Source organism: Pseudomonas kitaguniensis (assembly GCF_049199985.1).
Classification (GTDB): domain Bacteria; phylum Pseudomonadota; class Gammaproteobacteria; order Pseudomonadales; family Pseudomonadaceae; genus Aquipseudomonas; species Aquipseudomonas kitaguniensis.
Map to the genome: position 1 here is coordinate 235,446 of NZ_JBLZPT010000005.1, position 23,048 is coordinate 258,493.

Genomic DNA, 23,048 nt, shown 5'->3' on the forward strand with positions numbered 1-23,048 from the left:
CCTTAAGTAAGCTGCACCGCCCTCAAAACGCCCGGGCGAGTTTCGCTCGGGCGTTTTTTTGTCTGCAATAAATCGAATTAATAGGAAATCGCCCGTATGTTGGACGCCAATCTTAAAGCTCAGTTGAAGTCATACCTGGAACGGGTCACCCAGCCGATCGAGATCATCGCGTCCCTCGACGACGGTGCGAAATCCCAGGAAATGCTGGCCCTGTTGCAAGATGTAGCCAGCCTCTCCACGCTGATTACCCTGAACAGCGATGGTGATGATGCGCGCAAGCCTTCGTTCTCCATCAACCGCCCAGGTGGCGCTATCAACCTGCGTTTTGCCGGCATCCCGATGGGCCATGAATTTACGTCGCTGGTGTTGGCCCTGCTGCAAGTCGGTGGCCACCCGTCGAAGGCCAGTGTCGAGGTGATTGAACAGATCCGCGCACTCAAAGGCGAGTTCAGCTTCGAGACTTACTTCTCGCTGTCCTGCCAGAACTGCCCGGACGTGGTCCAGGCACTCAACCTGATGGCCGTGCTTAACCCGAACATTCGCCACGTCGCTATCGACGGCGCGCTGTTCCAGGCCGAAGTTGATGAACGCCAAGTCATGGCGGTGCCGAGCGTTTACCTCAACGGTGTGAATTTTGGCCAGGGCCGCATGGGCCTGGAAGAAATCCTCGCCAAGCTCGACACCAGCGGCATCGAAAAAGCCGCAGAGAAAATCAGCGCCAAAGACGCGTTTGATGTGTTGGTCGTCGGCGGTGGCCCAGCCGGCGCTACAGCTGCGATCTACGCGGCACGTAAAGGCATCCGCACCGGTGTGGCCGCAGAGCGTTTTGGCGGGCAAGTGCTGGACACCATGTCCATCGAAAACTTCATTTCCGTGCAGGAAACCGAAGGGCCGAAACTGGTCAGCGCGCTGGAAGCCCACGTGCGTCAGTACGACGTCGACATCATGAACCTGCAGCGTGCGAGCAGCCTGGTGCCGGCAAAAAATCCCGGTGAGCTGCACGAGATTCGTTTTGAAAGCGGTGCGACCCTCAAGTCCAAGACGTTGATTTTGGCGACCGGCGCACGCTGGCGCGAAATGGGTGTGCCGGGCGAGCAGGAATACAAAGCCAAAGGCGTGTGCTTCTGCCCGCACTGTGATGGCCCGCTGTTCAAAGGCAAGCGCGTAGCGGTGATCGGCGGCGGTAACTCCGGCGCTGAAGCCGCCATCGACTTGGCCGGTATCGTCAGCCATGTGACCTTGCTCGAGTTCGACAGCAAGTTGCGCGCCGACGCCGTGCTGCAACGCAAGCTTCACAGCCTGCCTAACGTTGACGTGATCACCAGTGCGTTGACCAGTGAAGTCAAAGGCGATGGCCAAAAAGTCACCGGCCTGGCGTACAAGGACCGCGACAGCGGCGAGTTCAAGACCATCGACCTGGAAGGTATCTTTGTGCAGATTGGTTTGCTGCCCAATACCGACTGGCTCAAAGGCACTGTAGAACTGACGCCGCGTGGCGAGATCATTGTCGATGCGCGTGGCGAGACGTCGCTGCCAGGTGTATTCGCGGCCGGTGACGTGACCACCGTGCCGTACAAGCAGATCGTCATCGCGATCGGCGAGGGCGCCAAAGCTTCGCTGAGTGCGTTCGATCACCTGATCCGCACGTCTGCACCAGCGTAAACATTGCTGCGTAAATGAAAAAACCCCATGAGTGATCATGGGGTTTTTTTGTAAGCGCGACGTTTACATCGGCGCCGGCTGAATGATCTCAACCCAGTACGCGTCCGGGTCTTTGATGAACGCCAGGCTTTTCATGCGGCCATCGGTCAGGCGCTTCTGGAAATCACAACCCAAGGCTTCGAAGCGTTCGCACGCCGCCACAATATCCGGCACCGAAATGCAGATATGGCCAAAGCCACGCGGGTCGGTGTTGCCATTGTGATAGGCAAAGTCGGCATCGTTTTCGGTGCCGTGGTTGTGGGTCAATTCGAGGATGCCCGGGATCGACTTCATCCACTGGGTGCGCTCGGCGGCGTCGGCCGGGATCTGGGCTTTGTCTACCAGGGCCAGGAAGTACAGGCTGAACTCGGCTTCAGGGAAGTCGCGCTTTTCAACCAGAGAAAAACCCAGCACGCGGGTGTAGAAATCCAGCGATTTGGTGATGTCCTTGACCCGCAGCATCGTGTGGTTGAACACAAAGTTGGCGGTGGCGGTGTCAGGTTGGGCGGTAACGCCCGGAAAAGTGTTGAGATCGTGCAGGCTCATGGGCCCTCCAGAAAAAATCGGGCAAATGCCGCGTGCAGTGATAAGAGCGTTCCATTGGCGTGCGGCAAGCATCCATGCAGCCAAACCATGATACGCAAGGCCCGCCTGTTGCGCCAAACGAAAAAGGGCGCGCCGCACTTGCGAGGTGCGTGCGGCTGGCCGCAAACTTTGGCGCTTGAACCTTGGGTGTTTTTTGTCATGACCAAATTGCGTACACCGCTGTTGAGCGCGTTGTGTTTACTGTTGGGCAGCCCGTTGGTGCTGGCTGCCGACCCGGAAATTCATTGGCCCAACGGCTGGCAAGTCGAAGCAGTGCAACCCGATGGCGAGGCGCCCGAAACAGCCAAGGCCGTGTCGCGGCAACGCGCGATCAAGAATGATGAAAACGGCAACACCTTGATGGTCATGGAGTTGACCGGCACACCGATTGAAGCCGGGCACACCGTTAATCTTCAAGGTGTATTGCTGGAAATGCGCAAGTCCATCCAGAAGGATTTTGCGCAAGGCGGTTATCAAAGCGTGTGCAGCAAAATGCACCCCGCAACATTGAGCCGTCTTGAGGCGTTGGAAACTACGTGTGTGATTACCGAGAGCGGAAGACACGTATTGTCACAAACATTGGTGGGCGCGGTTGATGCCGATAAAGCGTATGTTTTTTCATACGCTGGCCAAGCGCAAGCGTACGACGCGAGCAAGGATGAAGTGAGTTCGGTGCGCAACAGCCTGAAACTTTGAAGGTGTTACGCGGCTGGATGTTTCAGCGTGTGAAATATTAGTTAAGTCAGGTTTAAATTCGCTTAACAAAAAGCCCCGACCTGCGGGGCTTTTTTGTTAGTGCGTGCTGATCAGCCGCGCAGCCAGGATTCGACAGTGGCGGCGCCGTGCTGTTCTTTCCAGGCTTTCAGGCCGCGGTGGTTGCCGCCTTTGGTCTCGATCAATTCGCCGGTGTGCGGGTTGTGGTAAACCTTGACCACGCGCGCGCGGCGCTGTTTAGGTGCAGCGGCAACAGCGGTGCCGGCCTTGCCGTGGTTAGGGTCAAGGATCGAGATGATCTCGCGCAGGCCTTTACCGTAGTGCTTCATCAAGCCTTGCAGCTTTTCTTCAAATTCGATTTCTTTCTTCAGGCCAGCGTCGTTCTTCAGGGATTCCAGCTGGGCCAGCTGCTCTTGAAGGGCTTTTTCTGCTGCGCGAAATTCGGCGAGTCTGGACAAAATCTTTACTCCAATAGTGTAGTTTGCTGGTATCAACTGCAGATAAAGCGATAAGCCAAGGGCTGTAAGGCAACTCAAAGAAAGTGGCCCTTCTGCGAGTTAAGCACCGGCTGGAAAAATTGTAGTAGTTAATGCCTCACGAGTAAATCACGTCGTCGGCCTAAATAATAATATTTCATCGGGCGTGGTACAGGGCTATTCAGTGGCTGGCCAGAGACTTAATAAACTCGTCGGCGGGTAACGGTCGACCGAACAGGTAACCCTGCAGGAAGTCCACACCCTGTGCGGCGAGGTATTCGCACTGCTCGGCTGTTTCCACGCCCTCGGCCACGGTGCGCAGCGCCAGCTTGCCGGAGAGTTCGATGATGCTGTCCAGAATATGCCGCGAGAGTGCATCGGCGCCGATCATGGCGACAAAGCTTTGATCGATTTTCAAGTAATCCACATTAAAGTTACGCAAGTAACCCAGGCTGGAATGGCCGGTGCCGAAGTCGTCGAGGGCAATCATTACACCCAGTTGATGCAGGGCGTCGAACAGCCGACGGGTGACGTCGGTAGGCTCAATCAGTTCGCGCTCGGTTAACTCCAGCACCAACGTGACTTGGCCAGGCGCGAAGGCGGCGAGAAATTCCCGACAGTCTTGCACCAGGTCCAGGTCCAGGCAGTGGCGGGCAGTGATATTCACCGCAACATGAAAACCAGGGCGCAAGTGCCCGACGTGGGGGGCGAGGTGCGCCGCGGTTTGGCGCATCAAGGCACGGGTCATCGGCACGATCAAACCGCAATGCTCGGCCAGTGGAATAAACAGGTCCGGGCGCACCAGGCCTTCCTTCGGGTGCTGCCAGCGCATCAGCACTTCACAGCCCGCCCATTCAAGGCTATCGCCGCGCACCACGGGCTGGTAATACGCGATGAATTCGTTGGCGCCCAGCGCGCGCTGCAATTCATGCGTCGGCGCGCTGGAACGCTTTTGCAGCCACCACGCAAGGACGCCGGCGAGTACGCCGAAAAACAGCACCAGGCCGAACAGTGCCGGGTAACGCGCCGCCATATACCGCCACACTTCACCGGCTGGCATACCGGCATCCACGCTGTAAGGATAGTGCCCGGACTTAAGGTGATGATGCGCCACGGCAAACGCCGGCACCGCTGAGGTATGCACTTTGCCGTCGGCGTCCAGCCAGTTTGGCCCTACTTGCAAGGTCAACTGCGCGTAACGGCTGATCAGGCGCAACGTATTGGTCAGGTGGTAGCCGTCAACCGATGCAAACGCGGCCTTGTCGCCGTCGACCAAGCGGTAAACCAGCAGCGCAGTGTCCGGGGTCACCGGGTTGCCATTCATTAACCACAGCCTGCCGTCAACGTAGTCATTCGGGTTGACCGCCGAGAGATGGCTATCACCGAACAGCGAGGTGCAATAGATGTTTTTTTGCCAGGACAACGTGGTTGCGCGCACAAAAGGTCGACGCGTGACGTGCTCGCGCAGTGCCAGTTGCGCAGCGTCGTCACACGGCTGGCCGGCCAACGGCAGCAAGGCCTGAGCGGCGAGGGCGGTATTGTCGAGCATCAGGTCAAACTGGCGCACCGCCTCTTGGGCGGTGTGCGCGGTGCTTTGTTGCAGGGTGCGTTCGGCTTGCCAATGCAGGCTGACCACGCCCAATACAATCGGCAGCAGGCCGCTGAGTGCAGTGATCACATAGCGGGTCGCGCGCTTTCGCGGGCCGTTGACGGTCAAGGGCATAGATGGAACGGCCTGTTGCAAGGTGGAAGGGCGACTCGGTTAATGCTGATGATAGAGGGCCAGGGCGAAATAATCTCGCTGTACCTGGCCGTTTGGCCAGTACGGCATCGCTAAAAGTCGAGACCTTGCGCCAATTGAATAAACGCCAACGTGGCCGGTGTCGACTGGCGTTTGTCCAGCACGGCCAAGCCTATATTGCGGACCACGGGCGGTGAGAGGGCGCGCACTTGGTAGCGTGGGTCCGGCGTCTGTGGCAACGAGGCCTGTGCCACCACGCTGACGCCATCGCCCCGGCTCACCGCCTCCACGGTGCTGAGCAGTTGCGAGCAGCGGTAGCGCACATTCGGCGTCAGCCGCGCGGCACTGAATAACCGTGAAACCAGCTCCAGCGACCCCGCTTCGGTGAGTATGAACGGGTCATCACACAGCGCCTGCAACGCCACGCAAGGCTGGTTCGCCAGCGGGTGCGCCGCCGGTAGCAGGGCGACCATCTGGTCTTTAAACAGCGCAAACGTATCAAAGCGTTCCTGTTCCAGCACCACAAACCCGACGTCGATCCGTCGTTCGTCCAGCCATTGAATCACTTGACGGTCGGGGCCTTCGTCAACATGCACCTCAATGCCTGGGTGCTCCAGCCGAAACTGTTTGAGAATGCGCGGCAGCAAACGATTGGACGACGTGGGGCCGAAAGAGCCGACGCGCAACGTGCCACGCTTCATGCCTCGGGCATCAGAAGCTTCTTGCTGCAGCGTGTTGACCACGCCGAGCACCGTGCGTGCGCGCATCAGCAGTTGCCGGCCGATGTCACTCAGTTCGACCTGTGACTGATGGCGCCGAAACAACTCGACGCCCAATTCCTGTTCAAGCGCCTTGATTGCATGCGACACCGCCGACTGGCTGATACCCAAACGGTGGGCAGCGCTGGTGAAGCCTTGCAGCTCGGCGACACGCGAGAAGATTTCAAGCTGTGTGAGGGTCATGAGTATTTACTCATTTTACGATGATGGGTCATTACTCGCAGGATACCCCAATCCTGATCCGCACAGAGCGCCACTGATGATGCCTTCCTCCGACCGCCTGACCTACCTGAAGCTCGCCGTTGTCAGCATGATTTGGGGCACCACCTTCGTGGCTGGCCGCTACCTGGCCGCTGACGTTGACCCGCTGCTGGCGGCAACAATGCGCTTTGTACTGGCAAGCGTGGCGCTGCTGATGTTCATGGCTTTTACACGCGTGCGCCTGGTTCGTCCCCGCGCAGGCCAATGTTTGCAATTGGCAATCCTGGGTTTTTTCGGCATCTTTTTTTACAACGTGTGCTTCTTTTACGGCCTGCATTACATCAATGCGTCGCGAGCTTCGCTGATTGTGGCCTTGAACCCGGCGGTCATCGGCCTGGCGTCGTGGCTGTTGTTCAAGGAGCGTCTCGGCGCAGCCAAATGCCTGGGCATTGCCTTATGCCTCGGCGGCGCGGGGGCGGTGATTGTGAGCCGTAACCCGCAGTTGTTGCAGGGCGCCGACACTGCCTGGGTCGGCGACCTGCTGATTCTCGGCTGTGTGCTGGGGTGGGGCGTGTACTCCGTGTGTTCGCGTGGTCTGAACCACAGCTTGGGGCCATTGCAGACGGTAACCTGGTCGATAATCCTGGGCACGGCGATGCTGACGGCCACCACGTTCGTCACCGGCAAACTCAGCGTGAGCGCTGTGAGTGCGCTGCACTGGCCGCAACTGCTGAGCTTGCTCTACCTCGGCGTGGTGGGCTCGGCACTGGCCTATATCGCCTGGTACGACGGCATTCGCCGGATCGGCGCCACCCGTGCCGGCGTATTCATCGCGCTTAACCCGCTGACGGCGGTGGTCTGTGGCGCGCTACTGCTCGGCGAGCACCTCAGCCTGCCCATGCTGCTGGGCGGGGCGGTGATCCTGCTCGGCATTTATCTGTGCAACAAACCCCTTGCGCAGCCCAAGCCATTGGGGCTTTGATAAGAGGGCTTACAAACACGGTTACGCTGTGTAGAATCGGTTTACGCATAAAAGAATATGACTTGCGCTCACGCAAGCCTCGGCCGTCAGAGACTGATGTAACCATGAAGCTACTCGGCTCCCCCCTTATCTTCGGTGACTTCCTCGCCCGCAGCGTGCGCGGGCTCTCGTGTGCACCGCCCTGCGACTTCATCCTTGCTCGCACATAACGATCTGTTAATGACAAGAATGATGAGGTGCCAAAAATGGCCGACCAATACGCAAACCCAATGGGCCTGATGGGCTTTGAATTTATCGAATTCGCATCGCCAACCCCAGGCATTCTGGAGCCGATCTTCGAGATCATGGGCTTCACCAAAGTTGCCAGCCACCGCTCCAAGAACGTGCACCTGTACCGCCAGGGCGAGATCAACCTGATCCTCAACAACCAGCCCGGCAGCCTCGCGGCCTACTTTGCCGCCGAACACGGCCCTTCGGTGTGTGGCATGGCGTTCCGCGTCAAAGACTCGCAACAGGCCTACAACCGTGCCTTGGAACTCGGCGCCCAGCCGATTCATATCGAAACCGGGCCGATGGAACTCAACCTGCCGGCGATCAAGGGCATCGGCGGCGCGCCGTTGTACCTGATCGACCGTTTCGGTGAAGGCAGCTCGATCTATGACATCGACTTCGTGTTCGTCGAAGGCGTGGAGCGCAACCCGGTCGGTGCGGGCCTCAAGGTTATCGACCACCTGACCCACAACGTGTATCGCGGGCGCATGGCTTACTGGGCCAACTTCTACGAGAAGCTGTTCAACTTCCGTGAAGCGCGTTACTTCGACATCAAGGGCGAGTACACCGGCCTGACCTCCAAGGCCATGAGCGCGCCGGATGGCATGATCCGTATCCCGCTGAACGAAGAATCGTCCAAGGGCGCAGGCCAAATCGAAGAGTTCCTGATGCAGTTCAACGGCGAGGGCATCCAGCACGTGGCGTTCCTCACCGACGACCTGATCAAAACCTGGGACGCACTGAAAAACATCGGCATGCGCTTCATGACCGCGCCGCCTGCGACTTACTACGAAATGCTCGAAGGCCGCCTGCCGAATCACGCTGAGCCGGTGGACCAACTGCAAGCGCGGGGCATTCTGCTCGACGGTTCTTCGATCGAAGGCGACAGGCGCCTGCTGCTGCAGATTTTCTCGGAAACCCTGATGGGCCCGGTGTTCTTCGAATTTATCCAGCGCAAGGGCGATGACGGGTTCGGCGAGGGCAACTTCAAGGCACTGTTCGAGTCGATCGAGCGTGACCAGGTACGTCGCGGTGTATTGACCGCCGACTGACCCAAAACAGCCCGGCCGCGCATCATTGCGGCCGGGCTTTTTATCGCCTGCGCATCAGGCCCTGCGTTGGCGCATCAGGTGCTTGAAGCCTTCATACACCAGTACCAACACCGCCAGCCAGATCGGGATGTAGGTCAGCCATTGCCCAGGCTTGATGCCTTCGCCCAGCAATAGCGCCACCCCCAGCAGCAACACCGGCTCCACATAGCTCAGCAACCCGAACAGGCTGAAGGGCAACAACCGGCTGGCAACGATGTAGCTCACCAACGCCGAGGCACTGATCAAACCCAACAACGGAATCAGCGCATACAACTTCGCGTGGGCATCAAATACCGCATAGCCCTGTTCACCGCTCTGCACAAACCACCACGCCACCGGCAGCATCAACGCCATGTCCAGCCACAGGCCGCCCAAGTGATCGGTGGTCAAGTATTTGCGCACCACAAAATAAACCGGGTAACCAATGATCACCACCAGCGTCGCCCAAGAGAATCCGCCAGCCTGGTACAGCTCATTCAATACGCCGAGCGCTGCAAAAAATACGGCTATCTGCTGCAAGCGCGACAGGCGCTCGCCGTACACCAGGCGGCCCGTCAGCACCATGGTCAATGGCAACAGAAAGTAGCCCAACGACACCTCAAGGCTGCGCCCATTCAGCGGCGCCCACATAAACAACCACAACTGCGTGCCGACCAAGGCTGACGACAGCAGCACGCCGCCGATCAACCGCGGCTTGGTCGCCAACAGCCGCAGCAGCTCCCACACGCGCCGCCATTCGCCGCTGACCAGCATAAATACGCTCATGCACGGCACGGTGAGCAGCATGCGCCAACCGAAAATCTCCAGACCGCTCAAGGGCGTGAGCAACGAGGTGAAGTAATACATCACGGCAAACAACACCGAGGCCAACACCGATAAAACAACACCTTTAGACACACTGTCCTCGCGAAAACCGATTGCCACAAAAAGAGTGGGAGAATTAGGAAGGGAGAATAAGGTTAGCGACATTCTTTGTCACGTCGATTAAGCCGTTTTAATGGAACAGATTTCAACGCTGCGTCCACACAAGTACAACTACCCTCGACTAGCTTGAACAGGCGTGGTTTGCACGGAAAGTTTCGCAGGGTTGATGAGTACCCGGTAAAAGGCTGAACTAATCGAGCAACGTTATTAATAGCGACCTTGATGGGCATCGTCACCGCGTGATGATCACCACGACTCTGGCGAGAGAGAGCTCGGGGGAAGCCACACTAAAAATCAGACAGTGAGGTTAGTCCATGCACATCCTCCCGGCCCCAAGTGGTCTTTCGCCGTCCGGCGTTTTTACTTTGCCAAACCTGTTGAATAGCAAAAGCAGCGACCCCGTAGCGCCTCAAGAGGTAGTACCCACCTGGAAAAACGCCGAAAGTTATCAGCAGTTCGCGCAGTTGTTGGCGAAAGACACAGCCCGAGGCGCAGTGAGTGCAGACGGCAAAGAACTGCTTGATGCTTTTTTAAACCCTGACCCGTCCAACCCTACCCAAGTGCACGTCCGAAGTTTTGCGGTGCATGGCGTTCCCTCCAATGACATGTTCATCATCCGGCGCAAGCCACCGATGCCGGACAAAATCAATGTGATGATGTACATGCCGGAGCAAAATCAAAAATCATTCCACGAATTCCCTGCTCGAAAAGACATGCACAAGTTCCTCAAGGCGCTTCCCGATAACCCCGTGGCGTTCCCGGCGTTTCTAAAACACTTTGGCCGCGATGCACGGCTCGAATCTGTCGAAACGGTCAGGCAACTCATGTTGGAGTGGGCGTCTGCGCCGGAAAATAGCAAACCCGCGTGGGTGCTTGGGGAAGCAAGTTACATCGCCAGGAATATCTTTGAAGTCCTCGATGAGTGGAGTAATGAATCAGCCAATACGCCGATTGTTAACGGCCTCACCGACATACAGACTAAAGAGGTAAACGACCAAGGTGTTATTACTTATATCGGCTGGCGCCCCACGGGTGAATCCGTACAGTTTCGATATGACATGCTCGGCAATTTGATGGGGGCAGGGGACACCGGGAATATTTACTATTTGAAAAAAGACAGCATCGGTAACAAGCCACTGCTGCAAATTACACCTGACGCGTTAAATACCAGTGTGGTTGAGGAAGCGCTTAACGTTATTCGTGATGAAGGTGCTGCCGGGGCGCTTAAGGCGATTGGAAACTTTCTGGAACATCCATTTGACTGGGTTTCAAGACTTCTGGAAGCGTTTGGCGTGAGCAAATCCACCTCGGGAGATGCAGAGCGATTCATCGACAATCCCATCACCTTTTTGCTGACGTTTGCCAATAAATACAATGACCTCGGCAGGTCGTTTGGTAAGACCAAGGCCGAGATGGACAAGATAATTACGGCGACTGGCGACAAAATTCAAGGCCTGGTGCCGGCTTATGGCCAGATCAGGTCTTTAGCTGCACTGATAGGCAAGGGCATAAAAAACGAACCGCTTTCAGATCAGGAAGTGAAGGATGGCGCTGAAGCGTTAGGGCTCAAATCTTAAGCACAGGGCGAGCACGCTCGCCCGTACTGAATAGCGGCCGGGGCTTACACGCGACGTGTACGCCCCGAGACAAAATGGCTGACGTCATTAAAGCCCGGTGTGGAGGAATGGCCCGGCGTGACCAGCGAGTCGATAAACGCTTCATCCTCAGCGCTGATGTTCACCTCCAGCGCCCCGGTGTACGCGTCCCACTGCGCCTCGGTACGCGGCCCGACAATCGCCGAGCTCACCGCCGAATTATTCAGCACCCAGGCAATCGCAAACTCGACAATCCCCACGCCACGCCCTTGCGTGTACTGCTGAATCTGCTGGGCGATGCGCAGCGATTCCATGCGCCATTCGGTTTCCAGAATGCGTTTGTCCTGGCGCGCCGCACGGCTGCCAGGCTCGGGTGCGACGTCGGGCGCATATTTACCGCTGAGTACGCCTCGCGCCAGCGGGCTATACGGCACCACGCCCAAACCGTAGGCAGCGGCTGCGGTGATTTGCTCGACCTCCGCCTGACGGTTGACGATGTTGTACAGCGGCTGGCTGATAATCGGTTTGTCTACGCCCAAGTGTTCAGCCACGCGAATCACTTCGGCGATGCGCCAGCCGCGATAGTTGGACAAGCCCCAGTAGCGAATCTTGCCTTGGCGGATCAGGTCGCCAATCGCCGACACCGTGACTTCCAGCGGCGTGTTGTGGTCTTCACGGTGCAGGTAGTAGATGTCCAGGTAGTCAGTGTCGAGGCGCGCAAGGCTGGCTTCCAGCGCATTGAACAAGCGCTTGCGGCTCAGGCCGCTGCGGTTGGGCAAGCCGTCGGTAGGGCCAATCGCCACTTTGGACGCCAGCACCCAATCCTCGCGGTGGCGGGCGATGGCCTCGCCGACGATTTCCTCGGAGCGCCCGCCGGTGTACACGTCGGCGGTGTCGATAAAATTGATGCCCTGGTCCCAGGCCTTGTCGATGATGCGCAGCGAGTCTTCAGTGCTGGTCTGTTCGCCAAACATCATCGTGCCCAAGGTCAGCGCGCTGACCTGCAAGCCGGACTGGCCCAATGTGCGGTAAATCATGCAAAGCTCCTTAAGGCAGGCAAACGTGAGTCATGCAATACCAGACTCAAGGGCTCTGGAACAAGCCCTGCGCGCGTTTCTTCATGTGTTCAGCAAGCTCTGACAACGCTGCTGCAGGAAGCGATGCAGCACTTTCACCCGTTCCGACACTTGCAGGCGGTGAGGGCACATAAGGTTGAACGGCGTGGGCTCGCCTTGCCAATCGGGCAACAGCGGCACCAGCCGCCCAGCCTGAATATCACGGGCGACATCCAGGTTGGCTTTGTAGGCGATACCGTGGCCCGCCAGCGCCCAGCGCCGAACAATTTCGCCGTCGTCGCTGAGGTAATCGCCCGTCACCTCGACTTCCTGCAACAGCGCGCCCTGGCGAAATTACCAGGTGCTGTTGGCCCGGTCAGAGCTTCAACGATACGAGCTTGCACCGACAAATCAATCGGTTAGCGCAAAACGGCAACAGGCCCTAGAGGCCATAGAAATAATATGAAGCAAAATAGAGGCGCGAAGCACCGGCCCCTACTCTATAAATATTAACGCGTTACAAAACGCAGCATTTGAACGTTTTTTGAATGAAATTAACCTAAAAAACATTGAGGTGAATCATGCAAAACGTACAATTCGAAGAACTTGAAGAGCGCGTATCGGCCATCTCTGAGGAGAAGGCTATGTATTCTGAAGGCGAAGAGGTCGAGCTGGAAAATTAATTCAGTTACGGTTCTCGGTGAGGGGTTGCTTACTGCAGCCCCTTTCTTTGTGGCAAACATAACTGCGAGCCTAATATGAATACCAACACCAAGCCTCTCATTAAGCGATCACATCACATCATTCGGGCTGAGGACGGTGATATTTGCATCGGAGAGATCCCGGGGGTATCCAAGATCATTGTTGCACCGCCAGATTGGGTGAAAGAGGTTCTTGAGAAATTGGATGGCACCCGCACAGTACCGCGTATTGCCAAAGAATTAGGGCACCAGGGTGTTGAGGTGACAGAGGATGATCTCACTGGTTTTATTGCAACGCTTCATGAGATGAATCTGCTGGAGGATAACGCGTATTTTTCCAGTGCATTGACCAGCGAAGAAGTCGAGCGATACGATCGGCAAATGCTGCAATTCTCGCTCATAGATAAGGGGCATGTCCATTCTCAAGTTTATCAGGAGCGCCTAAAGTCCAGCACTGTCGTTATGTTTGGCATGGGAGGCTGGGGAACGTGGTGCTCTCTGTTGCTCGCACTGGCCGGTATTGGAAAGCTGCGCTTGGTTGACGGTGATGATGTCGAATTATCCAACATAAATCGACAAGTACTTTACACAACTTCAGATGTTGGAAAGGAAAAAGTTATAGCGGCCAAAGAAAGAATTTACGAGTATAACCCTAATGTAAAAGTAGAAACATTTTGTGAGTTTGCTGCCCCAGATCCAAAGCAAATTAGCAAGCTGTTAGAGGGTGTGGATTTCATCGTACTTGCATGGGCAAGCTTGGGTTATTACCGAAAGCACACACCGGAGGAAATGATCCACACCCTGGCTAAGGAGCGTGGAATTCCGGTAATGGAACTAGGAGGAGACCCGCTTGAAATATCCATTGGGCCATTATTCCTAAATGATGGGTCGCACAAATCTTTCGCAGATGTAAAGCAATCTGCGCGACAAACTTATTACAGTAAAAAAGCCAATATTGAGAAATTCCAGCGGGCTCGGCTGAAACACGATTTTTTGGATGGAGATCGGACTGTTAACGCTTGGCAAAGTGCGCCCTCTTTGTCAGCAATGGCTGGGTTGGCATGTGATCAAATCGTTAAGTGTATTACTGGCTACGATCGACCAGCGGTAGTAGGAAAGAGGATTTATCTATCAATGCAAACTCTAAATAAACGAGAAGAGACCGTTTTCGAACATGAATAAAGCATCAAGGTCTTTTAGAGAATACGGTTATTGTTCAATCGACCTGTCTTCATGTTTCCCGGATCTTGTGCGCGGGTGTAAAAACGCGTGCGATGGTATCGAGGAACAAGATTGGACCTACATCATCCGCAATTCTACTGAAGAAGTTGATCTGCCGTACAATGTGCCCGCTTTACGCTTAAAACACGTTAAAGCCGACGCACTTAAAGTTTACCACGAAGGAGGTTTTGCTTTTAGTTTTCGGCGATTGACAGAGTTAGAGGGTATGCCGATTCATCCAGCTATGAAACTCTTCGACGATTATCTTATGAGAGAAGACTTCCTGAGCTTATTGTCGACGCTCTCGGGGCGATCAATCGGAGCGATGGAAGTTCGCTACATTAATCGTTTTGATCAAGGTGATTTCTTAACAACTCATTGTGATCCAGGCTCAAATCTCGGAATAGCATTAAACCTCACGTCGCAGTGGAACCTGAATTTCGGCGGGTTAACTTTTATTTTGAACGAAACACGATCCTCAGTTCATGACACCTTAACGCCTTCTTATGGTCGGCTATTTGTATTCGATACTTCGCAGCGAAAAGTCCCGCATTTTGTATCGATGGTAACGGCGCCTCCAGCTCAAAACCGGATCGCCCTCATTGCTCGTTATGGTTAATTTGATAATGTCGCCATTTCAAAAAAGTTTGCTTCTTATAGCAGTCATGGCCCTAATTTGGGGCGCTGGCTTGCCGGTATCCAAAATAGGTGTTCAGACTCTGGGCGCTTGGCCATTCCGATTAGCATGCGCTTTTATCAGTGTTCTTTTCCTCTACGCAATATTTTGGAAGCCCGTGAATGATCTCAGCATAACTTTAGACGCTATGCTTTATCTAAAGCTCTTCATTATCGCAGTTCCAAATGTTTTCCTTGTCCCAATTTTAAACAATATAGCATTGGAGCGCCTAAGTATTTCCGATTCAACTTCTCTAATCTATACAATGCCTTGCTTTACATCTTTTTTTGTGATGATACTCAATCGGAAATTCAATAGTTTCTCTATTGCTTCGCTGACGTTCTGCTCAATAGGAGTCTGGTTGATTATCGGAAGCTTTCAATTTTCTTCAAGCCACTTAATCATCCTGTCAAGCGCCGTCTCTTGGTCGATCGGCTCCATAATCGCACAGAGATTAGAGACTGATATAGATTTCCGGGTGAAAGTATTTTGGCAGGTAACCTTCGGTTGCTTTTGCGTCTTCTTGGTGTCTCCGCTATTTTTAGATTGGCCCACCGAAATTATGGAGTTTTCTGGAAACTTGTCATTGCCTGCTGCTGCGTCGATTTTATTTATGGGGGTTTTTGGCGGTGCGGTCGTTTTTTATATCTGGTTCTATCTAATCAAGCTTCAAAGTGCCGAATACGCAAGCTACGCTACTTTATTTTCACCTATCATTTCTGTTGTATTAGCCATGACCTACTTTGGCGAAAAACCTTCAGCCAGTACAATTATAGGTTTTGTTTTCATTCTTATAAGTGCATTAATCGTGAATATCTTGCGGCCTGCATGGGTTTCACGGACCCATCGGGAGACAACATGACTAATTCTGATGAAGTCATTGGACGAATCAACCAGCACTTTGAGAAAGATTACCAGTTACGCCATGCGGTGAGGCTAGCCGAGTGGGATCAATCACTTCATGTGAAAGCTGCGTCACTAGCTGCGCGAACTCAGTCGGTGGCAACCCTAAACGCTTTGCGTCGAGATAATCTGGTCGAGTTGATGGAGTCGTGCGATTTGCCTGCTGCACTTCGATGTGCGGCAACACGCGACCAGTCGTGCCTTAGGGAGGTAGATCGGTACCTCCGCTGTCATCTTACGGTACCCGCTGAACTGCAGGACCGCAAGACCCGAGCAACGTCCAGAGCTGAGAGTCTGTGGGCTGATTGTAGATCGAGGAATGATTGGGAGAGTTATGCTCCAGCTTTATCAGCTGTTGTTGAGGTCATCCGATTAGAAGCCCAGCATCGCGCAGAGGCTACTGGCTTGGAGCTTTACGACAGTTTGCTGGATATTCATGAGCCTGGCCTTCGCATAGCTCAACTAAAGCCTGCCTTTGAGGAGTTGAAGGTATGGGCAATTGATATTCTCGCCAACTCTAAACCAGCTTCGACAGCAGCCGCTCAGCGCCGACTTTTTACGATCGATGACAAGGAAAAGCTTTTCTTAAATATTTCATGTGTTTTTGGGTTTGACCTCACAAGAGGTCGGATAGATTTTGGAGAGCATCCGTTTTGTGCCGGCGTGCCTGAGGATACACGGCTCATACTAAAAAAAGACTCTTCGATTCTTGATGGGCTGCTTGAGGTCATCCATGAAACGGGGCATGCATGTTATGAACAGAACCTGCCGACCTCCCCCCGTGGGCACCCGATCAGCCTGCCTCGCTCAGTAGGCGTGCATGAGTCTCAAAGCCTTTTTTTCGAAAATATGATCGGCCGGCATCCCGCATTCTTGACTTACTTATCGAGAACTTTATCGGACAAGCACCAATTTCCGATTTCAGCTGATAAACTTAACTTCTACTACAACCAAACTCGCCTTGGACTTATAAGAATTGAGGCGGATGAGGTATCTTATATTCTCCATATAATTTTACGCTTTGAGCTGGAACTAAAACTACTAAACGGCGAAATTGAAGTATCTGATCTCCCAGAATGTTGGAACATATTAAGTATTGATTATTTGGGGCTATCTCCGGGCAACGATTTTCGGCTTGGTTGCATGCAAGATATTCATTGGTCTCTCGGTCTTTTTGGGTATTTTCCTTGTTATGTCTTAGGCCAAGTCTACGCTGCACATCTATTTCACCAGTTCACCGCCACTCACCAAGACTATTCAAGCGATTTCTGCAGTGGCAACATACGCCCTGCGTTTGACTGGTTAAAGGAACATATCTGGAGCCGTGGTAGCTATGACGAGGTACTTAGCGTCTTTATGAGTAGTGAAAAAGCATTAGATACAACGTTTTTAAGGCGTTTTTTAGAAAACCGTTACAAGACATAGGGGCAACACCGTATTGAAAGGTCCGGTGTTGTACTCAGTTTCTGCGGCCACCGAGTATACAAAATGATAGCGGCGCATGGCGCCTAAAAATCAACCTTTTGAATTGGCCGCGATCGGTAGGCCAAGCCTCCTGAGCGTGGTTCCACGCCCCGACGCCAGAGCCCATTCACCGACGGTCATTCGATCAACCGCTGCAATATACGCGGCGCAGGTCGACAGGCTCCAATCAACAGGGGAGCTAACCCCAGATTGCTCACGCGCGAGCCAGATGCCAGTCCAAAATCTCCAGCGCAGCGAGCCCGTGCGACACTTTTCCCACCGATCTGGCCACACCTTCGCTTCGGTGCGCCTGGCCCTTGAGCAAAAGCGCTTCATTGAAGGTTTCAAGCCGCGGGTCGCCGTTTTCCAACATCAGTGCACCGAGCACACTGCTCAGGAATTGCTCGAGGTGACGCGCCTCATATCCCAGCGATTTCAACACCTTGCTTAAACGAGCGTGGGAACGATCAGCGCGTCAGGCTTTAAGGGTGCGCGTCATGCGCAGCGCGAGCACGCTGCCGGCGACGATAACGGCTGCCAGCAAGTACAACGCAATGTCGGTCGAGCCGGTGGCATCCTTCACAAACCCGACGATATACGGGCTGAGAAAACCCGCCATCTGGCCCATCGAGTTAATCAACGCCAAACCACCCGCCGCCGCGCCGGCACTCAGCATCGCGGTCGGCACCGGCCAGAACATCGGCAAGCCGGTGAGCGCGCCCATCGTAGCAATGGTCAAACCCAGAATCGCAATCGCCGGCGTCGTTGCAAAGTTCACCGCGATCACCAAACCGACAGCGCCCATCAACATCGGCACCACCAAATGCCAGCGTCGCTCTTTGCGCAAATCAGCCGAGCGCCCGACCAGCAACATAAACACCGCCGCCAGCAGATAAGGAATCGCGCTGAGCCAGCCAATCACCAGGTTATCGCTGAACCCGAGGTTCTTGATGATCGACGGCAGCCAAAAGTTGATCGCGTACACACCGCTCTGGATACAGAAGTAAATCAGGCCGAACGCCCAGATCGCCGGGTTCTTGAACACCTCGGCCAGCGAGTCGGTGGTGGTTTTGGGTTTGTTCGCCAAATCCGTCGCCTGGTCGGCCTCCAGCACCGCGCGCTCGTGGGGTTTGAGCCACTTGGCGTGAGCAAAGCTGTCGCTGAGCAGGAAGTACGCAAGCGCGCCGAGGATCACAGTCGGAATGCCTTGCAGCAAAAACATCCATTGCCAGCCCGCCAAACCACCTTGGCCAGCCGCGAAATGGGTGAGAATCCAGCCGGAAAACGGGCTGCCGAGCAAACCGGACACCGGGATCGCCGACATGAACAACGCCATGATCCGCCCACGGCGAAAGGTCGGGAACCATTGCGAAAGGTACAGCACCACGCCAGGGAAGAAGCCGGCTTCAGCGGCACCGGTGAACAAACGCAGGGTGTAGAAATGCGTCGGCGTGGTGACGAACAGCAGGCAGGTCGACAGCGTGCCCCACACGATCATCATCAACGCGATCCAGCGCCGCGGGCCGAATTTTGTCAGCGCCAGGTTGCTCGGCACGCCGCACAGCACGTAGCCGATAAAGAAGATCCCGGCGCCGAGGCCGTACACCGTTTCACTGAATTTCAGCGCATCGAGCATCTGCAACTTGGCGAAGCCAACGTTCACCCGGTCGAGGTAGTTGAACAGGTAGCAGATGAAAATGAAGGGGATCAGGCGCAGGGTAACGCGCTTGTAGATGGCGTTTTTATCGTCATCGGTGGCCAGTGGGGCAGCGGCGCTCTGTGACATGGCATTCTCTCTTTATTATGATTTTTTGCGACGCGGGGGTAACGTTGATCGCCTAACGAGTCTCGGCCACCTGGCGGGCTGCTGTCTTTGTGCTTGCGCACAGTCAAGCAGGCTTTGCGCTGTGCCTATGACCAACCACGCCTTTCAAGGAAGTTAGCCCCATGTTCGAGCTGGATCATGACCTGGCGCAGGATATTGTCGATCGCACCATGGCCATCCTGCCCTATAACGTCAACGTCATGGACAGTCAGGGGCTGATTCTCGGCAGTGGCGAGCCGGAGCGCATCAACACCCGCCATGAAGGCGCGCAATTGGTGCTGGCCAACGGGCGCGTGGTGGAGATTGACGGGCAAACCGCCAAGCACCTTAAAGGTGTGCAACCGGGCATCAACCTGCCGCTGATGCACGATCAACGCCTGATCGGCGTGCTCGGCATTACCGGCGAACCCGAGCTGTTGCGCACGTACGCTGAGCTGGTGCGCATGACCGCCGAAATGCTCGTCAGCCATCGCCATCAGCAAGCCGAACAACAATGGCGGCGCCAGCGTTGCGATGACCTGCTGGCCTTGTTGCTGGCGGAAACCGGTGATTCACCGCGCCTGGTCGATGAGGCCCAGCAACTCGGGCTTAAACCGCAAATGCCGCGTACACCGTATCTGTTTGAACTGGGCGTGGGCCAGTCGGCAGAGGCGTTGAGCGCGTGGCTGACCAGCCGTTACCCGGACAGCTGGTGCGTCAGCTCCGCGCAATTCTCGCTGTTGTGGTGCCGGCCCGCTGCGGTAGCGGTGGACAACCCCAAACTGCTGGAAAAACTCCAGGGGCTGGGCTGGAACATCTTGCGCGTGGCCGTCGGTGGGCAGGCCGACGGCCTGGCAGGCTTACGCCGCTGTTACCGGCGTGTCGGCGACTTGCTGGCCTACGGGCGCGATGTGTTGCCCCACTCACGCCTGCTCACGCTCACTCGCTACCGCTTGCCCGTCATGCTTTGGCGTCATCGCAACGACGATGCCCTGGATGAGTTGCTCAGCCCGTTGCGCAAGGTGTTGGCCAAGGACAGCAATGGGCAATTGCAAGCGACGCTGCGCAGTTGGTGCGAACACGACGGCCAAAGCCAAGCGTGTGCGGACGCGTTGGGCATCCACCGCAACAGCCTGCGTTACCGCATGGAAAGGATTGCCGAGCTGAGTGGCGTCGACCCGTTGACCCTCGACGGCATGCTCGCGCTGTACCTCGGTGTGCAGTTGCTGCCGCAGGTTTTGTCGGAATGAACAACAAACCTTGCTGGCACTTGTGCATTGGACCGGCGTTATTGCCGCTACCAACTGGCAGCATGGGCGTTATAAAAACCGGAGAAAGCCCATGAAAATCATCATCGCCCCCGACTCGTTCAAGGACAGCCTGAGTGCCGAAGGCGTCGCCCAGGCTATCGCCGAAGGGTTGGCGCAGGTGTGGCCGGATGCACAATTGATCGAGTGCCCGATGGCGGACGGCGGTGAAGGTACGGTGGAATCGGTGCTCGCCGCCTGCCAGGGCGAATGGCGGAGCCATACAGTTCAAGGCCCGTTGGGCGGCACGCTGGAGGCGCGCTGGGGCTGGTTGGCCGAGAGCCATACGGCGATCATCGAGATGGCCGAGGCCAGTGGCTTGCAACGGGTCGCGCCGGGTAAGCGCGACGCCTGCTCCAGTAGCACCTATGGCACGGGTGAATTGATTCGCGCCGCCCTCGATGTTGGCGCTCAACGTATCATCCTGGCGATTGGCGGCAGTGCGACCAATGACGCCGGCGCGGGGGCGATGCAGGCGCTTGGCGTGCAATTATTGGATGCCGACGACCAGAGTCTGGCACCCGGCGGGCTGGCGTTGACCGGCTTGGCGCGCATCAGCCTTGAACACATGGACCCACGCCTGGCCCACGTGCGCTTTGAAATCGCCGCCGATGTGAACAACCCGCTGTGCGGCCCGCACGGTGCATCGGCGATTTTCGGCCCGCAAAAAGGCGCTAATCCGCAGCAGGTTGAGCAACTCGACGCAGCCCTCGGCCACTTCGCCGATCACTGCGCTGAAGTGCTCTGCAAAGAGGTACGCGATGAGCCAGGCAGTGGTGCCGCCGGCGGGTTGGGGTTTGCTGCCAAGGCATTTCTTGGCGCGCAGTTTCGCGCCGGTGTGGAGGTGGTTGCCGAACTGGTTGGGCTGGATCAGGCCATACGCGGTGCAGACCTGGTGATCACCGGTGAAGGGCGTTTCGACGCTCAAACGCTGCGCGGCAAGACGCCGTTTGGTGTGGCGTGCATTGCTCAACGCCACGCTGTACCGGTGATTGTGATTGCCGGCACCTTGGGCGATGGCTACGAACAGATGTACGCGCACGGTGTGCACGCCGCATTTGCCTTGCCCTCCGGCCCGATGAGCCTGCAACAGGCATGCACTGAAGCACCGCGCTTGCTGCGTGAGCGCGCTGCGGATATTGCGCGACTGTGGCGAACCGCAGCGTCCTGAGTCGTTAAAACACCGCAGATTTGCTTTCTGTGGAGCGGGCTTGCTCGCGATTGCGGTGTATCCGTTGAAAATACTGATCTGACACACCGTAATCGCGAGCAAGCCCGCTCCCACAGTTGAGTGCATTAGGTTTGCGAGAGTAGGTCGGCTGAATGATCGTTCCCACGCTCTGCGTCCAGCTGTAGAACGTGTGGCTAAGTGGTTAGATCAAGCGCAGGTCTGGCATACACCGCAGGTTTGCTTTCTGTGGGAGCGGGCTTGCTCGCGATTGCGGTGTATCCGTTGAAAATACTTATCTGACACACCGTAATCGCGAGCAAGCCCGCTCCCACAGTTGGGTGCATCGGTTTGCAAGGTTTGGGGTCGGTTGAATGATCGTCCCCACGCTAGCCATCGCGCGCGTGCGCCGCCTAAACTGACGGGCCACGTGTCTTTCAAAGGACGAAGCACAATGCCCACACCTGAACCCACTATCGTGATCCAGCGCTTCACCGAGGCGCACCTTGAGGGCGTCACTGCGCTCTACAACGAACCGGCGGTGTGCCGTCAGGTGCTGCAAATGCCTTTTCAGTCAGTCGAAGCCTGGCGTAAACGCTTGGTCATGGACAACGAGCGCAGACTACAACTGGTCGCCGTGCAAGCGGGTGAAGTGATCGGCCAACTGGGCCTGGAACAGTACCTGCGCGTGCGCCAGAGCCATGTTGGTTCGTTCGGCATGGGCGTGGCGACGGCCTGGCAGGGCAGAGGCGTGGGCTCGCGCTTATTGACCGCCGCGCTGGACGTGGCCGACAACTGGATGAACCTGCACCGCGTGGAACTCACCGTTTACGCCGACAACGAGGCGGCGCATAACCTCTACCGCAAGTTCGGCTTCGAAGTCGAAGGCCGGCTGCGCGATTACGCGCTGCGTGACGGGGTATTTGTCGACACCTTGAGCATGGCGCGCCTGCGCAATTCGGCTTAAGCCTGCAAAGCAAACGCCACCGCAGCCTGCGCATGCAGCTCGGTGGTGTCCAGCAGCGGCAGGTCACTGTGCTGCGGCTTGATCAGCAGGCCGATTTCCGTGCAACCGAGGATGATCGCCTGGGCGCCACGCGCGGCCAGCGACTCGATCACACGTTGGTACACTTGGCGCGATGCATCGCTGATCACGCCGACACACAATTCCTCATAAATAATCCGGTGCACGGCCTGGCGCTCATCTGCGTCCGGCACCAATACGGTTAAACCCTGGGCAGCCAGGCGCGAGGTTAGAAAGTCCTGCTCCATGGTGAACGCCGTGCCGAGCAAGCCGACCGTCAGTGTGCCGCGCGCTACCGCAGCGGCACCGGCTGCATCGGCAATGTGCAAAAACGCAATCGACACCGCCGCCTCAATACGCGGCGCCACCAAGTGCATGGTGTTGGTACACAGCACCACGCAGTCCGCGCCGCCGGCCTCCAGGCGGCGTGCGGCATCTTCGAGAATCAGCGCGGCGTCATCCCAGCGGCCCGCATGCTGGGCGCGTTCGACGGGGCCAAAATCGACGCTGTACATCAACAGTTGCGCCGAACGCAGTGGGCCCAGCTGGTCGCGTACACGTTGGTTGATAAGGCGGTAGTACTCGGCGCTGGACTCCCAGCTCATGCCGCCGATAAGGCCGATGGTACGCATGCGATGCTCCTGAAAAGGCATAGAGGCTCACCTT

The 23,048-nt window shown here is 56.2% G+C and carries 22 protein-coding genes and 1 pseudogene; 13 read left to right on the top strand and 10 right to left on the bottom strand.

The genetic code is table 11. The features are described from left to right. The first annotated feature begins 96 nt into the window (after positions 1-96). A complete protein-coding gene (gene ahpF / locus ACOZK9_RS10055; RefSeq protein ID WP_421555757.1) occupies positions 97-1,662 on the top strand; it encodes an alkyl hydroperoxide reductase subunit F in 1,566 nt (521 codons plus the stop codon). Positions 1,663-1,725: 63 nt separating this feature from the next. Here ahpF and gloA read toward each other — a convergent pair whose 3' ends face one another. Then, positions 1,726-2,247 carry a lactoylglutathione lyase gene (gloA, locus tag ACOZK9_RS10060; protein WP_122251312.1) on the bottom strand — a complete coding sequence of 174 codons (522 nt, stop codon included), beginning with the start codon at positions 2,245-2,247 and terminating at the stop codon, positions 1,726-1,728. Positions 2,248-2,445: 198 nt separating this feature from the next. Between gloA and ACOZK9_RS10065 the strand changes: the two genes are divergently transcribed. Then, the gene (locus ACOZK9_RS10065; protein ID WP_421555758.1) at positions 2,446-2,982 is read left to right on the top strand and encodes a DUF4946 domain-containing protein; all 537 of its coding nucleotides are present in this window, start codon (positions 2,446-2,448) and stop codon (positions 2,980-2,982) included. 110 nt (positions 2,983-3,092) lie between these two features. On the opposite strand, the gene ACOZK9_RS10070 is transcribed toward ACOZK9_RS10065, so the two are convergent. From ACOZK9_RS10070 to ACOZK9_RS10080, 3 genes are all read right to left on the bottom strand, one after another. Then, positions 3,093-3,458 carry a histone-like nucleoid-structuring protein, MvaT/MvaU family gene (locus ACOZK9_RS10070; protein ID WP_058413989.1) on the bottom strand — a complete coding sequence of 122 codons (366 nt, stop codon included), beginning with the start codon at positions 3,456-3,458 and terminating at the stop codon, positions 3,093-3,095. 199 nt (positions 3,459-3,657) lie between these two features. Then, positions 3,658-5,199, bottom strand: coding sequence for an EAL domain-containing protein (locus ACOZK9_RS10075; protein ID WP_152749068.1), 1,542 nt, complete (start codon positions 5,197-5,199; stop codon positions 3,658-3,660). Between the two features lie 110 nt (positions 5,200-5,309). Further along, positions 5,310-6,179 carry a LysR family transcriptional regulator gene (locus ACOZK9_RS10080; RefSeq protein ID WP_058413987.1) on the bottom strand — a complete coding sequence of 290 codons (870 nt, stop codon included), beginning with the start codon at positions 6,177-6,179 and terminating at the stop codon, positions 5,310-5,312. Between the two features lie 76 nt (positions 6,180-6,255). Here ACOZK9_RS10080 and ACOZK9_RS10085 point away from each other — a divergent pair, with 76 nt between their 5' ends. Further along, a complete protein-coding gene (locus ACOZK9_RS10085; RefSeq protein ID WP_421555759.1) occupies positions 6,256-7,179 on the top strand; it encodes a DMT family transporter in 924 nt (307 codons plus the stop codon). A gap of 245 nt (positions 7,180-7,424) precedes the next feature. Then, the gene (gene hppD, locus ACOZK9_RS10090) at positions 7,425-8,501 is read left to right on the top strand and encodes a 4-hydroxyphenylpyruvate dioxygenase (RefSeq protein WP_058413985.1); all 1,077 of its coding nucleotides are present in this window, start codon (positions 7,425-7,427) and stop codon (positions 8,499-8,501) included. 54 nt (positions 8,502-8,555) lie between these two features. Here the strand turns inward: hppD and rarD are convergent, their stop codons facing one another. Then, complete coding sequence (rarD, locus tag ACOZK9_RS10095) at positions 8,556-9,437, bottom strand: EamA family transporter RarD (protein WP_058413984.1); 882 nt, start codon at positions 9,435-9,437, stop codon at positions 8,556-8,558. 341 nt (positions 9,438-9,778) lie between these two features. Between rarD and ACOZK9_RS10100 the strand changes: the two genes are divergently transcribed. Continuing rightward, positions 9,779-11,041, top strand: coding sequence for a dermonecrotic toxin domain-containing protein (locus tag ACOZK9_RS10100; protein ID WP_421555760.1), 1,263 nt, complete (start codon positions 9,779-9,781; stop codon positions 11,039-11,041). A 44-nt stretch (positions 11,042-11,085) separates the two neighbouring features. Here ACOZK9_RS10100 and ACOZK9_RS10105 read toward each other — a convergent pair whose 3' ends face one another. Both ACOZK9_RS10105 and ACOZK9_RS10110 read right to left on the bottom strand, forming a co-directional pair. Continuing rightward, entirely contained in the window at positions 11,086-12,096 is a 1,011-nt protein-coding gene (locus tag ACOZK9_RS10105; protein WP_421555761.1) for an aldo/keto reductase, read from the bottom strand. 81 nt (positions 12,097-12,177) lie between these two features. Further along, positions 12,178-12,489, bottom strand: a pseudogene (locus ACOZK9_RS10110) (LysR substrate-binding domain-containing protein); the annotation flags it as partial. A gap of 206 nt (positions 12,490-12,695) precedes the next feature. Between ACOZK9_RS10110 and ACOZK9_RS10115 the strand changes: the two are divergent. From ACOZK9_RS10115 to ACOZK9_RS10135, 5 genes are all read left to right on the top strand, one after another. Then, positions 12,696-12,797, top strand: coding sequence for a pantocin A family RiPP (locus ACOZK9_RS10115; RefSeq protein ID WP_082649064.1), 102 nt, complete (start codon positions 12,696-12,698; stop codon positions 12,795-12,797). Between the two features lie 75 nt (positions 12,798-12,872). After that, on the top strand, positions 12,873-13,997 hold the full coding sequence (locus tag ACOZK9_RS10120; RefSeq protein WP_152749071.1) for a ThiF family adenylyltransferase: 1,125 nt from the start codon (positions 12,873-12,875) through the stop codon (positions 13,995-13,997). Continuing rightward, the gene (locus ACOZK9_RS10125) at positions 13,990-14,655 is read left to right on the top strand and encodes a 2OG-Fe(II) oxygenase (RefSeq protein ID WP_421555762.1); all 666 of its coding nucleotides are present in this window, start codon (positions 13,990-13,992) and stop codon (positions 14,653-14,655) included. Before ACOZK9_RS10120 ends, ACOZK9_RS10125 begins: the two co-directional genes overlap by 8 nt. Before the next feature lie 7 nt (positions 14,656-14,662). Beyond that, positions 14,663-15,574, top strand: a complete 912-nt coding sequence (locus ACOZK9_RS10130) for a DMT family transporter (protein ID WP_063613636.1) — start codon at positions 14,663-14,665, stop codon at positions 15,572-15,574. Then, a complete protein-coding gene (locus ACOZK9_RS10135) occupies positions 15,571-17,040 on the top strand; it encodes a carboxypeptidase M32 (protein ID WP_421555763.1) in 1,470 nt (489 codons plus the stop codon). Before ACOZK9_RS10130 ends, ACOZK9_RS10135 begins: the two co-directional genes overlap by 4 nt. Positions 17,041-17,293: 253 nt before the next feature. Here ACOZK9_RS10135 and ACOZK9_RS27465 read toward each other — a convergent pair whose 3' ends face one another. Beyond that, positions 17,294-17,521: a hypothetical protein gene (locus ACOZK9_RS27465; protein WP_478372199.1), complete on the bottom strand. Its 228-nt coding sequence runs from the start codon at positions 17,519-17,521 to the stop codon at positions 17,294-17,296. A 33-nt stretch (positions 17,522-17,554) separates the two neighbouring features. Further along, positions 17,555-18,865 (bottom strand): MFS transporter, encoded by a 1,311-nt coding sequence (locus ACOZK9_RS10145; protein ID WP_122251321.1) that lies wholly within the window; start codon positions 18,863-18,865, stop codon positions 17,555-17,557. Positions 18,866-19,026: 161 nt separating this feature from the next. Here ACOZK9_RS10145 and ACOZK9_RS10150 point away from each other — a divergent pair, with 161 nt between their 5' ends. The 3 genes from ACOZK9_RS10150 to ACOZK9_RS10160 all read left to right on the top strand — a co-directional run bounded on the left by ACOZK9_RS10150 (position 19,027) and on the right by ACOZK9_RS10160 (position 22,325). Continuing rightward, positions 19,027-20,133 carry a sugar diacid recognition domain-containing protein gene (locus tag ACOZK9_RS10150; protein WP_152749074.1) on the top strand — a complete coding sequence of 369 codons (1,107 nt, stop codon included), beginning with the start codon at positions 19,027-19,029 and terminating at the stop codon, positions 20,131-20,133. Between the two features lie 91 nt (positions 20,134-20,224). Beyond that, positions 20,225-21,361, top strand: a complete 1,137-nt coding sequence (locus ACOZK9_RS10155; protein WP_152749075.1) for a glycerate kinase — start codon at positions 20,225-20,227, stop codon at positions 21,359-21,361. Positions 21,362-21,812: 451 nt separating this feature from the next. Next, positions 21,813-22,325, top strand: coding sequence for a GNAT family N-acetyltransferase (locus ACOZK9_RS10160; protein WP_058415312.1), 513 nt, complete (start codon positions 21,813-21,815; stop codon positions 22,323-22,325). Here the strand turns inward: ACOZK9_RS10160 and ACOZK9_RS10165 are convergent. Further along, complete coding sequence (locus ACOZK9_RS10165; RefSeq protein WP_152749076.1) at positions 22,322-23,014, bottom strand: aspartate/glutamate racemase family protein; 693 nt, start codon at positions 23,012-23,014, stop codon at positions 22,322-22,324. The genes ACOZK9_RS10160 and ACOZK9_RS10165 overlap by 4 nt on opposite strands. Between the last annotated feature and the right edge of the window lie 34 nt (positions 23,015-23,048).

Bases quoted from the DNA above. Each gene is read 5' to 3' on its own strand.
- ahpF (WP_421555757.1), top strand. From the start codon at position 97: ATGTTGGACGCCAATCTTAAAGCTCAGTTGAAGTCATACCTGGAACGG.
- gloA (WP_122251312.1), bottom strand. From the start codon at position 2,247: ATGAGCCTGCACGATCTCAACACTTTTCCGGGCGTTACCGCCCAACCT.
- ACOZK9_RS10065 (WP_421555758.1), top strand. From the start codon at position 2,446: ATGACCAAATTGCGTACACCGCTGTTGAGCGCGTTGTGTTTACTGTTG.
- ACOZK9_RS10075 (WP_152749068.1), bottom strand. From the start codon at position 5,199: ATGCCCTTGACCGTCAACGGCCCGCGAAAGCGCGCGACCCGCTATGTG.
- ACOZK9_RS10080 (WP_058413987.1), bottom strand. From the start codon at position 6,179: ATGACCCTCACACAGCTTGAAATCTTCTCGCGTGTCGCCGAGCTGCAA.
- ACOZK9_RS10085 (WP_421555759.1), top strand. From the start codon at position 6,256: ATGATGCCTTCCTCCGACCGCCTGACCTACCTGAAGCTCGCCGTTGTC.
- hppD (WP_058413985.1), top strand. From the start codon at position 7,425: ATGGCCGACCAATACGCAAACCCAATGGGCCTGATGGGCTTTGAATTT.
- ACOZK9_RS10100 (WP_421555760.1), top strand. From the start codon at position 9,779: ATGCACATCCTCCCGGCCCCAAGTGGTCTTTCGCCGTCCGGCGTTTTT.
- ACOZK9_RS10105 (WP_421555761.1), bottom strand. From the start codon at position 12,096: ATGATTTACCGCACATTGGGCCAGTCCGGCTTGCAGGTCAGCGCGCTG.
- ACOZK9_RS10115 (WP_082649064.1), top strand. From the start codon at position 12,696: ATGCAAAACGTACAATTCGAAGAACTTGAAGAGCGCGTATCGGCCATC.
- ACOZK9_RS10120 (WP_152749071.1), top strand. From the start codon at position 12,873: ATGAATACCAACACCAAGCCTCTCATTAAGCGATCACATCACATCATT.
- ACOZK9_RS10125 (WP_421555762.1), top strand. From the start codon at position 13,990: ATGAATAAAGCATCAAGGTCTTTTAGAGAATACGGTTATTGTTCAATC.
- ACOZK9_RS10130 (WP_063613636.1), top strand. From the start codon at position 14,663: ATGTCGCCATTTCAAAAAAGTTTGCTTCTTATAGCAGTCATGGCCCTA.
- ACOZK9_RS10135 (WP_421555763.1), top strand. From the start codon at position 15,571: ATGACTAATTCTGATGAAGTCATTGGACGAATCAACCAGCACTTTGAG.
- ACOZK9_RS10145 (WP_122251321.1), bottom strand. From the start codon at position 18,865: ATGTCACAGAGCGCCGCTGCCCCACTGGCCACCGATGACGATAAAAAC.
- ACOZK9_RS10150 (WP_152749074.1), top strand. From the start codon at position 19,027: ATGTTCGAGCTGGATCATGACCTGGCGCAGGATATTGTCGATCGCACC.
- ACOZK9_RS10155 (WP_152749075.1), top strand. From the start codon at position 20,225: ATGAAAATCATCATCGCCCCCGACTCGTTCAAGGACAGCCTGAGTGCC.
- ACOZK9_RS10160 (WP_058415312.1), top strand. From the start codon at position 21,813: ATGCCCACACCTGAACCCACTATCGTGATCCAGCGCTTCACCGAGGCG.
- ACOZK9_RS10165 (WP_152749076.1), bottom strand. From the start codon at position 23,014: ATGCGTACCATCGGCCTTATCGGCGGCATGAGCTGGGAGTCCAGCGCC.